Source organism: Paenibacillus sp. CMAA1364, from assembly GCF_054373195.1.
The window spans coordinates 86,007-100,464 of the sequence record NZ_JBITNB010000010.1; the positions used below are offsets into that span (position 1 = coordinate 86,007).

The window sequence follows — 14,458 nt, forward strand, 5'->3', positions numbered from 1 at the left end:
AAATTGCCTCCTTCTATAAAACGGATTGATTATCATTTAATTTACTGGTTATCTTGTTGGTAACAACTAGCAGAATAACAGAAACGATAGAGACTCCTAAACCAACTGCCGTTGCATATGAAAAGTCACCTTGCGTCATCCCCATGCGATACACATAGGAGTTAATTACTTCTGCCTTAGCTCGGTTCTGAGAATTCATCAACACTAAAGTTTGATCTAAATTCGATCCTAGTAAACCGCTTACAGTTAGTATCAAATTTAAGCTAATAATAGTTTTCATCATAGGAATTGTAATATGCCAAATTTGTTTAATACGATTTGCACCATCAATTTTAGCTGCCTCATAATATGTAGGATCAATTTTTGCCATAATAGCTAAATATAGAATCGTACCCCACCCAGCTTCTTTCCAAATATCAGATAACGTTGCAATCCACCAATACTTTCCTGCATCCAGCAAAATATTTTGTGGCTGTTTAATTATACCAAGCCCCATTAAAAGCTCGTTGAACAACCCTGAAGTCGAGAACCAAGTAATTAACATCCCGCCCAGAACGATCCATGATAGAAAGTGTGGTAGATACGAAATAGTTTGCACAATTTTTTTGAAGCGACCCGCACTTAATTCGTAAATCATAACGGAAAGAAAGATTGGAATCACAAATCCTATTCCTAACTTCAAAAAGCTTATCCCCAAGGTGTTTACTACAGAATCCCAAAAGTATTTATCAGATAAAATAATTCTAAAGTTATCTAGACCAACCCAAGGAGCAGAATCCAACGTATCTATGACCGTGTAGTTCTTAAAGGCGATCGTCAACCCATAGATGGGAAGATAAGAAAATATAATCATAAAGATAATGCCCGGTATTATCATGGATTGAAGCTCCCATTGACTTTTGAAATCGCTCACAAAATTCTTTATTCTTTGTCCCACCGGTGCTTTAGCTGTAAACTTTGCAGATGCTGAGTCCTTCATACGCTTACATTCCTCCCTTTTAAATAAAAACGTTTTTATTTATTCTAAAAAAATCCCCTTTTCACACAATCATTTTATATCATATCAAGAATAACCGTTATTCATGGTCATTTACATACGATTATTCCGATTTGACTTTACATTACTAGAGCCCCGAACTACAATTTCACCTTGTAATTTTTCAATCTTACCTTGCTCCTTCTCCTCAATCAAATTAACTAGATGATTAATGACTAATATACCTTGTCTAGCAATCTGATTTCTCACTGTCGTTAAAGGTGGTGTGAAATATTGGGCAATATCAATATCATCGAAGCCCATGACGCTAATATCCACTGGGATTTGATAACCTTCGGATTTTAGAGCTTTGATACATCCGATCGCACTCACATCATTCCCAGCTAAAAAGGCATCCGGTATTTTGGCAGGATAGGCGTGCAGGAAAGATTTAACGGCATTATAAGATCCTTCTTCTTCGAAAAAACCTTGTAAAATATAGTCTTCATCCACCTGCAACTGATGCTCATACAAAGCAGCTAAGTATCCCCTTTTACGTTGAACACTATCAAACATTGTATCCACACCAGATATATAAGCAATTCTTTTATGTCCTAGACTGATTAAATATTTAGTCGCTTCATAGCCAGCTACATAGGAATCAAAGATGACACTTCCCATTGTTTTGTTGTGAATAACTCGATCCAGGAACACAGCCTTAATCTTGTCTATCTCCATCGCTGCAATATCTTGTTCATCAATCTTTAGCTCTTCAAATATAATGACTCCATCCACACGACGACCTAGAATATTACTTAAAATAACTTGTTTATCCTTAGTAACAAACACATTCAGGCCATATCCTAGACGTTCACACTCACGAGCCATTGATTCAACTAACACATAGAAATATGGTCCACTCACACTCGTTGTAAAGAAACCTAGCATATTGCTCTTCCCAGATTTCAAAAGCTTACCATTCAGATTAGGTACATAATTTAACCGCTTAGCAACCTTGATTACATGTGCCTTTGTCATTGGATTCAACACATCTACATCATTTAAAGCGTTGGAAACAGTGGATATTGAAACGCCAGCTTCTCTGGCCACATCCTTAATCGTTATTTTACCTATGATGATCTTCCTTTTTAATAAAAACGATTTTATAAGCCTAAATTATCATATATTTCTCCTTAATACAATACTTTATTAAAAAATAAAAAGAATCAAACATGTATACGGTGATGATTGAACCAGTTAACATAATCGTAAAGTTGGATATCTAGTTGTTCTTGTGTTTAAAAATCAGGATATCAATCCGTGTTTCCTCATTACGATTCCAATTCTCCTACGTGAAGGATTTAAAGTCCGCTTACGTAGTTCCACTTCTATTTTTCGTGTTCCATAGTTATTTCGACTGACTTTGAAAATTTCAACTACAGCGTCTTCTAACTGCTGTTCTTCCTTATTTTCTGCATGCTTCGACTTGTAGGAGTAGGTACTTCGCGGAAGTTGAAGGACATCGCACATTGCTGATACCGAATATTTGTGAGCATTATTGCGAATCACATTTACCCAACATTCTCACTGCTCCCTTATATCGATTGAAATAGTACTAGAAATATTGTATACATAAATTCCATTAAGAGTCATCTTGTCCCTGTTATGCTGTCATTTCAAACTTTTCAAGCGTTTCTTCATAACTACGCAGATTGTTATATGCTCTTGCCAGAGTGCCAATGCCTCAACTGCAGGATTAGTTCTTTATCCATGGTGTACGTCCCCAAGCACATCATTAAGTTCATATTATATAGAGAATATGGTTTTGATTATTGTAACAGCTGGATTGTAAGTATTAAAAATAAAAAATAGGACATCCCTGAAAAGGGTCTGTCCTAAAAGTATACATCCGATAAATACGAATTCTATTAATTATTGGTACAACCATATGCCTGATACCGTCATGACTGCTGGCAATGCTGCCCCATCAACTGCAACATTATCATACCAGCCGCCCACTGCAAGATTCAATACTGGATAAAATGACTGATTAAAGGGCATAACGCCTGGCTCCAAGCGATGCTCGGCAAAACAATGTTCGTCTACCAGCCATCGAATCTTACTGGAATCCCACTCTAGTGCATAATTATGGAATTCATTAATAGTTCCACTTTCGAACTCATGCACGAACTCCTCCACGATTTGATGTTCCCAATCCTTTCCGTAGTGCAGTGTTCCGGATATTTGATGAGGCAAGCGGCCTTTAGCTTCCATGATATCAATCTCCCCGGACGCTGGCCAAGAGCCATAAACCTGGTCCTGCGGAAGTAGCCAAATGGCAGGCCATACGCCCTGCCCTACCGGCAGCTTTGCTCGAACAACTAACTTGCCATAGCAAAAGGAGAAATGGTCCTTTGTATCCAGACGAGCCGATGTATATGCAAAAATCCGCCCGTCCTTTTCGATGGATTCATTACGTGCACACAAGTTCAGGCCAAATTGATCGATATACAAATTGTTCGAATGATCCGTGTAATACTGTTGCTCACCGTTGCCCCAACCTGGGTCTATGGGATTGCCATCATTATCTAACAAGTCGTTGCCAAGGCGAATATTCCATAATCGCAAATCGGTACTTTTATCTAAGAAATTCTGTTGCCATATAAGTTTATTCATTCTTTACACTCTCCCTTCATTTAATTACAGCATACTTAAGTTTTGCAAGTGGTCAAACAAATCTATAAAAATGGGATACGGTCGATAATCATGGGCTTTTGTTCCAACCTGCTTTCTCCTAAGATGAAATAGAAAGGGGGCAAGGAACATGTTCCAATATAGAACGGAACAAATGAAAACGCTTTTAAAACAATGGCAACTTCAAAGCATGGTTATCCCGGGAATCATCTGGATGTTTATCTTTTGTTATATCCCCATGTTTTGGCTTGTTATTGCATTTATGGACTACAGCATCGCTAAACCATTACTAGAATCACCGTTTGTCGGATTAAAACATTTCGAGGATTTTTTGACAGATGAACGTTTTTGGCGTTCGATTCGCAATACCTTGGGGATGAGCAGCATCAAGCTATTGTTGGGTTTTCCTATTCCTATCTTGTTTGCCTTGCTACTTAATGAAATACGAAGTATTCGATTTAAGAGAACCGTACAAACCATTTCGTACCTGCCACACTTTATTGCCTGGACGATTTTTGGCGGTATTGCACTTAATTGGCTGGGCGAGGGCGGTGTAATCAATCAGTTGATGATGGTTATCGGACTCCAAGAACGTGAAATCCTTTTTAACAGCGATCCCAAGTACTTTTGGTGGATTACCTTTTTCACCGATACGTTGAAGGAAACCGGCTGGAGTGCCATTATCTACATAGCGGCAATATCTGGCATTGATCCGGGACTCTACGAAGCCGCAGAGCTGGATGGCGCAAATCGGCGACAGCGAATGTGGCATATCACTATTCAGAGCATACGTCCCACCATTGCTATTTTGTTCATTCTCGCTGTCAGCGGGATACTCGGCAGTAACTTTGAGCAGATCTTTATGTTAAAGAACAACATGAACATGAGAATGGCAGAAAGTCTGGACTTATATATCTACAACATGGGTTTGGTCTCTGGGCGTCACTCCTTCTCAACAGCCGTCCTGTTCGCACGCTCTATTGTGGCGCTAGGTTTGTTGTTTTTGGCCAATTACTCATCCAAAAAACTAACCGGGGACAGCATTTTTTAGAAGGGAGAGGACACAGATATGGAAAAACGTAAAAGGTTTCGGAAAATCGGATTATTTGAGGTCTGCAACACTCTACTGATGCTCTCAGTTTGCTTTTTAACGTTGTATCCTATGTGGTTTGTATTCATTAACTCGCTCAACGCACCGCAGCAGGCGTCGTTGGGCACCATCAACTGGTTTCCCAAAGAATTATCGTTGGCTAGCTATAGCATTGTATTTAATGATAAGACTATGATGAACGGTTTTTACATTACTACTCTTCGCACGTTGATCGGAACAGCCACGCATGTGTTATTTACCGCCATTATAGCTTACGGAATGAGTAAGTCTAATCTGATCGGGCGCAAGGTGTATCTTAAAATCGCTTTGGTTACGATGCTGTTCTCAGGCGGCCTGATTCCTACATTTATTCTCATGACGAAGCTTGGCCTATATGATAATTTTTGGGTATTCATCATTCCCTCTATGTACACCTTTTTTAACATGGTGATTTTCATGAGCTTCTTCCGTACCATACCGGATAGCCTCGAGGAATCTGCGAAGGTAGACGGTGCCTCAGACTACGGCGTCTTGTTCAGAATCGTATTGCCAAATAGCATGGCTGTCATTGCTACGATATCACTTTTTTCAGCCGTCTATCATTGGAATGATTATTACCAGGGGGTCATTTACATCCGTTCACAGGAATTACTGCCGCTGCAGACGATGCTGTATAAAATCATTGCAGAGAACTCTATGTCCTTCATGCAGCAGCAAGCTATGGCGCAATTCGGCGCAAGGCTTCCCGGTAACTCTATCAAATTTGCATCGATGATGGTAGCTACACTGCCTATTCTGGTAGTCTATCCTTTCATTCAACGCTATCTAATCAAAGGTGTAATGATTGGTGCAATTAAGGGATAAGTGCAAGTGTCTAGAAATGGGTATACACAAATTCAGATAGTACAAAGAAGGGATGATTAAATTATGAAACGCAATCTAATCAAGTCGGGATTAACCCTCATTCTGTCCTTAAGCCTTATGCTAGGTATAGCCGCGTGTTCCAATTCAGAGAATAGTAATAGTAATAGTAATAGTAATAGTAAAAGTGAACCGGCTACAGAGCCCGCACCGATTGAAGTAAAGCTCAATCCTGATGAACCTGCATGGAAACTAGATACCAGCCCTGTGGATTTAACCTGGTTCGTAGGTGCTAACTGGTATGCCCACAGCTGGGGGGAAAGCTTGACATCCCAGTACGTAACAGAAAAAACAGGTGTCAACATAAAACTTGAAGTTCCTTCCGGTGAAGCAAATGAGCAGATTACCCTGATGATGACCTCAGGCAGTCTGCCCGACTTGATATCAATAGGTTCGTGGGAAAATGCTGTTAAAAAATTGTGGGAAGGTGACCATGTTTACGCCTTAAATGAATTGGCTGATAAGTATGATCCTTACTTCTTCAAGGTGGCTGGGGACGGTACACTGAAGTGGTATCGTCAAGATAATGGAAATACCTATGGCGTTCCGAATGATTCGTATAGCCCCAACTTAATGCATGAAACTGGTATGACTGCTGCCAACCAGACTTTCCTGGTGCGGAAGGATCTGTACGAAGAGATGGGCAGCCCGGACCTTAGCACCCCAGAGGGATTCTTGAACGCGCTGCAACTGGTAAAGGATAAGTATTCCCAATATAAAGGTCAGCCCATCAGTCCCTTCTTTGCACAAGGAAACGTTCCATACGGGATGACTGAATATCTGCAGAACCTACTGGCCGTTCCATATGAGGAAGAGGGAAAGGTATACGACCGTATTACTGACCCCGATTACATCGCATGGCTGAAAACGTTCCGCACCGCTTACGAGCGCGGGCTGATTAATGTAGATTTTCTGGTGGATTCCGATACTCAGGTAGAGGAAAAAACAAACAACGCCCGTTATTTCATGATGATCCGTGAATGGACCGGAATGTCAGCTGTCAATCCTATGCTGGCTGCAAGTGGAGAGCCTAACTCTTACTACATTGCAGTCGACGGTCCAAAGAACAACAAGGGCGATAACGCTAAGTTATTCCCTGGCAATATGGACGGTTGGATGGTAACGATGATTAGCAAATCTACCAAGAACCCTGAACGAGCTATCCGCTTTTTAAGCTATCTGGCTAGCGAAGAAGGCCAGCGGGATTTATTCCTTGGCAAGGAAGGGGAGACATGGGAAATGGTTGATGGCAAGCCACAGCTGAAGCCTGAAATGGTACAATTACTCGATAATAATATTGAAAAGCTAGAGAAGGAATATGGCATCATGGATACCTATTGGATGATGCGAAACCCTGTAATCGTTAATCAATGGAGACCGGAAAAAGCTCCTGTCATTAAACAAATGGAATACTTCGCCAATAATCAAGCCGATATTGATAGCGGTATCTACAAGGGCTTAGATCCTCAAGGTGATTCTGAAGTATCAGTAGCCTGGTCGCGTATTTCCCAGAATTGGGAGGAAGTACTCCCAGAGCTAATTACGGCTAAGAATGAGGCTGAATTTGATAAAATATTCGATAATTTCCTTGAGCGCCGTGAAAGTTACAACTTTGATAAGGTAATGGAATATCGTCAGGTTGAAATGGATATGCGAAAATCCAAAATGGCAGAATAATACCTTTATAAAGTTTGCTGCCGGCTACCGAGATGGTAGTCGGTATTCCCTTTTTCACTGCTTCTTACCATCTGGAGAAACAGCCTACTTACCTATCAGGCTGTTGTAATATATGGTATATTACAATGGTAGGAGGCTACTTAAATGATGTATCTGCTGACTAAAATAAAAAAGATTTATCGTAATTCGCGCATATCCAAAAAAATATTTCTGGCCTTTAGCATGATGATTGCCATCCCTGCAATTGTGGTATCCTTTTTATTTATCCGTACGCAGGAAATTCAGCTATACAAGGATGCTATGGCTACCGGCAGTAGCCATGTCTCGCGACTTAACGAACAACTACGCAGCAAAATGGGCACTATTGAAAATGCTTCCTCTACTGCGCTGAATCAAAAGGCATTTGTAGACTTTATTCACTCCAATATGAACGTGGATGGTCTGCGTCTCGTAAAATTTAGACAAAATCAATTTGAACAGATGCATAATATTATTCAAAGTCATGAGATGATCAGTGAGCTCAGTTTCTATGTCGATAATCAAAACCTATTTGAGATTTGGCCTGAAATCTACCATTATGATAAGTTTTGGCCTCATGACTACTGGGTGACACTTCGCGAAGAAGGCGGTGCGGCATATCGCTTATTCGCTTTTAAGGATGGCGAACATACGCTATCCTATTACCGGATGGTACGCCTTCAGGCGCAACATCAAAAACACCCTACCATTATGGAAATTCGCGTCCAGCATAATGTCTTTTTCAGTGATCTGCTTGCGGATAATGAGGGAGATTTCTTTTCTGTAGTGATGGCTGGAGATGACTCTTCCAGATCTGTATACAATACTAAGCATCTCTTTTCTCAAAATGCCGGTGGGGAATTAGATGAAATTCTAGGCAACATTCACCAGCGGCTGGATGTACTACAGGAGAGTAGCCCCATTAAGGTCGAGGTAGGCGACCATACTTACTACGCGTTGTATAGCTACATCACGCCATTGAACGCTTATGTAGTGGATATTGCTTCTCATCAAACGTTGATGAAAGGCCCACGAAACTGGTATTTGCTCGTAGTAGCCATCACATTATGTGTATTGTTGCTGATGTTACTGCTCATTTCACATACCACTCGGCGCATATTTCGCCGGCTTGACAGGGTACTGGTTTCTATGCGCAAGGTGCGGCAAGGCCAACTGGATGTAAAAATTGATACCGGTCTGGATAATAACGAAACCGGTGATGAAATCGATGAAATGGCCGTCAGCTACAATAATATGTTAGACGAGATCAAACGTCTGATGACCCAAGTGGTAGATAAGCAGCTAATTGCCAAAAATGCACAGCTACACTCGCTGCATTCACAGATTAATTCACACTTTTTATATAACGCGCTGGAATCCATCCGTATGCTCGCTGAGGTTCAGAGACAACCGACTATTGCCAATGCATTGGTGTCTTTAGGCTCTCAACTACGTTACAGCATGCAGTGGCGCTACGATACGGTTGCGCTTAGCGAAGAACTGGCCAACATACACAGCTATGTCCGATTCATAAACTTTATGGGCGAGGGTGGTAGCATAGAATTGACAACCGATCTCCCCCAGGAGGTGCTACGTTATACGATTCCTAAAATGTGCATGCAACCCATCGTCGAAAATGTCGTTCATCACGCATCTCCCACCGGGGGCACCGTACGCATCCAAATTACTGTATCTGTAGAGAATGTCAACTTTCTACTAATTAAGATACGAGATGATGGTGCAGGTATTGACCGAGAAATGCTATCCAGTTTGCAGGCTGTGCTACGCGGCGACTCGGATTCACCGATTGTCACCAGTAAAAGTGGACTGGGCTTAGAGAACGTACACAAACGTATACAGCTTCATTATGACCAAGACTGTGGGCTTGGGATTGACAGTGTGCAGGGCACCTTTACTTGTGTAACCATACGTTTGCCTTGGAAAAATGTGAATCTTGGAGGATGGTAGGGTATGATCAACATTCTGATTGTGGACGATCAAAAGCACATTCGTGATGGGCTACAAGCTATGCTATGTCAATTTCTGAAACAGCTGGGCAACATTTACACCGCTGTTAACGGAATTGAGGCCTTGGGTTTGTTGAGTCAGCACAGCATCCAACTGGTGATTACCGATATCAGGATGCCTGATATGGATGGACTGATGCTGATGGAGAAAAGCAAACAAAACCATATCGAGGTAGATTACCTAATTATTAGCGGTTATAGCGATTTTGCCTATGCTCAAAAGGCAATAGAACTTGGGGCAAAGGGCTACCTGCTCAAACCTGTGAATCGTGATGATCTACAAACCGCTGTGGAACATATAGCGAATGAGATAAAAACACGACAGACGCTCTCGCGTAATATCGAGCATATCTCCCTCCGTGTTCAGGAGATAGACCGTAAAGAATTGAGTATGTTCATGCAGGGTGCAATGACCGATGACACATGGGTGCTCGAGACGCAACTTCAGAATCCAACGTTGTGGAGTAATTATCGCCTATGCCTGCTGCGGGAGGAATTATGGATTAATCAACCCGGGGCCTACAGTAGCCACAGCATGGAATCCCTTGCTTATCGTGTATATGGTACACAAGGATGTATATGCATACAACACCGCCCGTATCTGATTCTGGCGGTTGATGCAACAGTAGAAACGGGGACCTTCTCGGCCGCTCTCAAAGCAGGGAAGATAGATGCCATTACTGCCATAACCAGCCCTCAGCAAGGATTGAAGGAGTTACCCCACAGCTATACACATGCGCTAGAGTTATATCGCCACAGTTATCTATTTCCGGAGAAGAGATGCATCCTGCCAATACATATTGAGCGACTGGAGCAACAATGGGAGCTCCCCTATGAGGAGTTATATGCGCTGTTCCAGTTAATCGGAAGTGAAAATAACGGTACAATCACCCAAGCTATTTCTATAATATTTCGCAAAGATACACTGCAACGCTATCACATCCAATACACACAACAGCTATGTCGTGCCATTGTACAGTTGCTGGAAGAATCTGTGCGTGTGATCCGCCCATACCTGGGAGAAGAGACGCTTGACATAGAATGTTTGCGTAATATATTCGATTATCCTGGTATACGTGATTATGTACAGGCGCTACAACAGCAGCTGCTTCGTCTGAATCAATATTATTATGAATATAAGTGCAGCTATCGCAACTCGCAAGATTTGAATGAAGCCATACGCTTTATACACGAAAACTACCACAAGCCTCTGGATCTCGCGATGGTATCTAACCACGTATCGCTTAATTATGCCTATTTTTCCAACCTATTCAAAAAAAATATTGGTAAAGGCTTTGCAGAATACTTGCGCGATGTACGCCTGGATAAAGCTCGGCGACTACTGGCCGAAACTGATTATAAAATCCTAGAGATAGCTACCATGGTAGGATATGAAAGTTATAAAAGTTTTACGCGGTCATTTCGAGATGTTATGGATATGCAACCCACAGAGTACCGTCAAATGATGCGCCAAAAAAATGACAGAGAGGGAAATTACCATGACACAGCATTATAAATCAGCGGTACTAATCCTTTAATAGGAGAATATAATCAAAAGCCAAAAAATTGGGTCATAACAAAAAGAAATGTACCTATAAGCCAATTGTTATATTCGATATAATAGACTTGTTCTTACATGTAAGCGTTTTCGTTTTATTATTTTATTAAAGGAGGATACGTATGAATCAATTTCAAAGAACCGAGCGAGGGTTTAAGCAGAAGGTATTTAGTTTGTTCTTAGCGGTAGTACTATTAGCTGGTGTTTGTCTATTGCCTACATCAAGGGTTCTGGCTGCAGGAACCACAGTTAGCTCTATGGATTACTTTTCAGCGGCAGACGGACCTATCATCTCAAAATCAGGCGTTGGACAAGCTAGCTACGGATTTGTCATGCCTGTATTCAATGGAGACTCCGCCACATGGAATGATGTTTCCGATGATGTAGGTGTAAATGTGAAAGTGGATGGTAACTGGGTTGATATTGACAGTGCAGCCGGCTATAGCTATAACCAAAACTGGGGACATTGGAGTGATAGTGGTAAGAATGGCTATTGGTTCACACTCTCCTTAACAACAGAAATTCAGTTGTTCTCCAAAGCTAACGGGGTTACACTGAATTACACTCTTGTATTTCAAAACATAAATAAAACGAACATCACAGCTATGACACCTACCCAAGGGCCGCAGATTACGGCTGGTTTTACAGGCAGTGCAGGCTTTACTTATCCTACCTTTAACAATGATCCTGCCGTTACCTATGAAGCAGTAGCTGATGATTTAAAGGTATATGTAAAACCTGTAAGTAGTAGTACATGGATTGATATTGATAATAATGCAGCCAGCGGCTGGATCTATAATAACAACTTCGGACAATTTACCGAAGGAGGCGGTGGCTACTGGTTCACCGTAACAGAGTCTATTAACGTCAAGCTACAATCGAAAAACTCAACGACTAACGTTGTCTATACACTCACCTTTAATAAACCCGTAAGAAATTCATATATCCTTACTCCCTATGATGGAACAACCTTTAACGCAGATGCTAAAGGCGTCATAGGTATACCGCTACCCAAGATTGATGGGGGGGCTCCCATCGGCACCGAGCTTGGAAACTACGTATACCAGATTAATATCAACGGACAGTGGGTTGCTATGAGTGATTCCAGTCAGAGCGCATTTGTATACGCGGGCAATGGCTACAATAACATGTCCGATGCCAACCAATGGGGATATTGGGCTGACTACATCTATGGGCTTTGGTTCCAACCTGTGCAAGAGGATATGCAGATCCGTATCGGTTATCCTATAAATGGACAGGCGGGTGGAAGTGTCGGAAACAATTACGTCAACTATACCTTTATCGGCAATCCAGATGCTCCACGTCCAGATGTATCTGATCATAATGACATTGCCATCGGAACACCCAACGATCCGGCAATAGAAGACATGAATCTCATATGGCAAGATGAATTTAACGGAACTGCGCTCGATACGAGCAAATGGAGCTACGAACAAGGCTATTATATCACGGACGATCCGCATAGCTGGGGCTGGGGTAACGCGGAGCTACAGCACTATACAGATAGTGAACAAAATGTTTTTGTACAGAATGGCAAGCTGAACATCAGAGCTATGAACGATTCAAAAGCCTTTCCACAGGACCCAAGTCGGTATGCCCAATACTCATCTGGCAAGATTAACACCAAAGATCATTTGTCCTTCCAGTACGGCAGAGTAGATATTCGTGCTAAGCTGCCTACAGGTAATGGCGTTTGGCCAGCACTTTGGATGCTTCCAGAAGATTCCGCTTATGGAGCTTGGGCAGCATCCGGGGAAATCGATATTATGGAAGCCAAAGGACGCTTACCCGGTACGACCAGCGGCGCCATACACTTTGGCGGACAATGGCCTGTAAATAGATATATTGCTGGTGAGTACTACTTCCCGGAAGGACAGACCTTCGCCAATGATTATCATGTATACTCCATGATTTGGGAAGAAGATAATATGAAATGGTATGTAGACGGTAAATTCTTCTTTAAAGTCAGCAGAGATCAGTGGTATTCCATAGCTGCACCAAACAATCCGAACGCCCCATTCGACCAGCCATTCTACATCATTATGAATCTAGCGGTCGGCGGATATTTCGATAACGGTGAGATCCCAGACCCATCGGATATCCCTGCAACAATGCAAGTCGATTATGTTCGCGTCTATAAAGAAGGTAATAGCGACAATCCGGTAAATGTGCCAGTTACCGGTGTAACGCTAAATCAGACCACTGCAGAGGTGGAAGTCGGGCAGACTGTACAGTTACACGCCAACGTAGTACCTACTAATGCAACGAATAAGCAGGTCTCTTGGACCGTATCAGGTACGAGCGTCGCTTCCGTGAGTACGGATGGCCTCGTGACGGGACTCACGGAAGGTACGACAACCGTAATAGTTACAACAGCCACCGGAAATAAAACAGCCGTCTCTACAATCACTGTTGTACCGCCATCATCATCCGGTGTTATCATCGTCGGCGATGAGGTGCAGGGTCTAAAGAAAATAGGGGACGATCTCTTGTTCTACGTGAACGGCGCAACCTTTGCCGACTTACACTACAAGCTAAATAACGGTGGTCAGCTAAATGTAGCGATGACCCCCGCAGGAAACGGTAACTATACCTACCCTGTCAATAACCTGCAACACGGGAATACCATCGAGTACTTCTTTACCTATAATCCGGGGCAAGGGGCCTTAGACTCCCCGACGCTCACGTATATCCATGGGGTAACACAAGGAATACCGGAATAAAGTGGATAAATCCTAGGGAAAATGTAAGAGTACGAATGAGTGAGGAGGAAGTGTTGACGCTTCCCTCTCGCCTTTTTCTCTGTCATTTTGTTCTCTCTGTGGAAAAGGATCGAGTTAGCCCGTTCATCAAGAATCACCTTATTCAACTACAGTATCCATATACTGTGTTTTCGTACATCCCGGAAATACAGAGACAGCAATCACTCAAACTCAGCGCGGTTTATTTGGTTCAGAAGTCACCTTAAAATCACTTACTCCAGTCTACATGACGTAGAGAATTAGTTCATGCCTTTTGACGCTTGTCTGTACTGCGCTATCTCTTCTTCTATTTTTTACATCATCCTTCTAAATTGGATAAGACAATAATAGATAGTACATATCCAACAAATGATATTATCATTACTCCTTAGTACATTATTAGATTTTCTTGACAATCAAGATTAATACTTACGCTACATCTATACATATTTCTATATCATTTTAAAAAACCATTTTCGCATCGAATTATTCTCATAGCTCCTCTGTAGAACTGATAACGGCATATCTACAAATAAGATATACCAAGTCCATGCTCTGTAACATATCCTACCCAAAACTACGCCCTACTTATGATACGGCTCACCGTAACACTTTAACGGCGAAATTAAAGAGGCACCCCTTGTTGATATGCTCCCATCATAGTAGACAGTAGAAAAAACAAAAACTTCTACTACTACAATGATGGGAGTTTTTCTAATGTCTAAAAGAAGTCCA

At 41.9% G+C, this 14,458-nt stretch carries 9 protein-coding genes and 2 pseudogenes; 6 read left to right on the forward strand and 5 right to left on the reverse strand.

Going from position 1 to position 14,458, the window contains the following annotated elements; translation table 11 throughout:
- Positions 1-13: 13 nt before the first annotated feature.
- The 5 genes and pseudogenes from ACH8E3_RS08880 to ACH8E3_RS08900 form a co-directional block, all read right to left on the reverse strand.
- Positions 14-979, reverse strand: coding sequence for an ABC transporter permease (locus tag ACH8E3_RS08880; protein WP_458632270.1), 966 nt, complete (start codon positions 977-979; stop codon positions 14-16).
- Positions 980-1,090: 111 nt separating this feature from the next.
- Positions 1,091-2,110: a LacI family DNA-binding transcriptional regulator gene (locus tag ACH8E3_RS08885; RefSeq protein WP_458632280.1), complete on the reverse strand. Its 1,020-nt coding sequence runs from the start codon at positions 2,108-2,110 to the stop codon at positions 1,091-1,093.
- 92 nt (positions 2,111-2,202) lie between these two features.
- Positions 2,203-2,268 (reverse strand): annotated as a pseudogene (locus ACH8E3_RS08890) (IS3 family transposase); the annotation flags it as partial.
- 16 nt (positions 2,269-2,284) lie between these two features.
- Positions 2,285-2,551 (reverse strand): annotated as a pseudogene (locus ACH8E3_RS08895) (IS3 family transposase); the annotation flags it as partial.
- A 357-nt stretch (positions 2,552-2,908) separates the two neighbouring features.
- A complete protein-coding gene (locus ACH8E3_RS08900) occupies positions 2,909-3,652 on the reverse strand; it encodes a glycoside hydrolase family 16 protein (RefSeq protein ID WP_458632271.1) in 744 nt (247 codons plus the stop codon).
- A gap of 148 nt (positions 3,653-3,800) precedes the next feature.
- Here ACH8E3_RS08900 and ACH8E3_RS08905 point away from each other — a divergent pair, with 148 nt between their 5' ends.
- The 6 genes from ACH8E3_RS08905 (at position 3,801) to ACH8E3_RS08930 (ending at position 13,705) form a co-directional block, all read left to right on the forward strand.
- Positions 3,801-4,721: an ABC transporter permease gene (locus ACH8E3_RS08905; protein WP_458632272.1), complete on the forward strand. Its 921-nt coding sequence runs from the start codon at positions 3,801-3,803 to the stop codon at positions 4,719-4,721.
- Between the two features lie 159 nt (positions 4,722-4,880).
- Positions 4,881-5,624, forward strand: a complete 744-nt coding sequence (locus tag ACH8E3_RS08910; protein WP_458632273.1) for a carbohydrate ABC transporter permease — start codon at positions 4,881-4,883, stop codon at positions 5,622-5,624.
- A gap of 63 nt (positions 5,625-5,687) precedes the next feature.
- A complete protein-coding gene (locus ACH8E3_RS08915; protein ID WP_458632274.1) occupies positions 5,688-7,358 on the forward strand; it encodes an extracellular solute-binding protein in 1,671 nt (556 codons plus the stop codon).
- A 144-nt stretch (positions 7,359-7,502) separates the two neighbouring features.
- On the forward strand, positions 7,503-9,344 hold the full coding sequence (locus tag ACH8E3_RS08920; protein WP_458632275.1) for a sensor histidine kinase: 1,842 nt from the start codon (positions 7,503-7,505) through the stop codon (positions 9,342-9,344).
- Between the two features lie 3 nt (positions 9,345-9,347).
- Positions 9,348-10,919 (forward strand): response regulator transcription factor, encoded by a 1,572-nt coding sequence (locus tag ACH8E3_RS08925; RefSeq protein WP_458632276.1) that lies wholly within the window; start codon positions 9,348-9,350, stop codon positions 10,917-10,919.
- A 164-nt stretch (positions 10,920-11,083) separates the two neighbouring features.
- Positions 11,084-13,705, forward strand: coding sequence for a family 16 glycosylhydrolase (locus ACH8E3_RS08930; protein WP_458632277.1), 2,622 nt, complete (start codon positions 11,084-11,086; stop codon positions 13,703-13,705).
- Positions 13,706-14,458 lie beyond the last annotated feature (753 nt).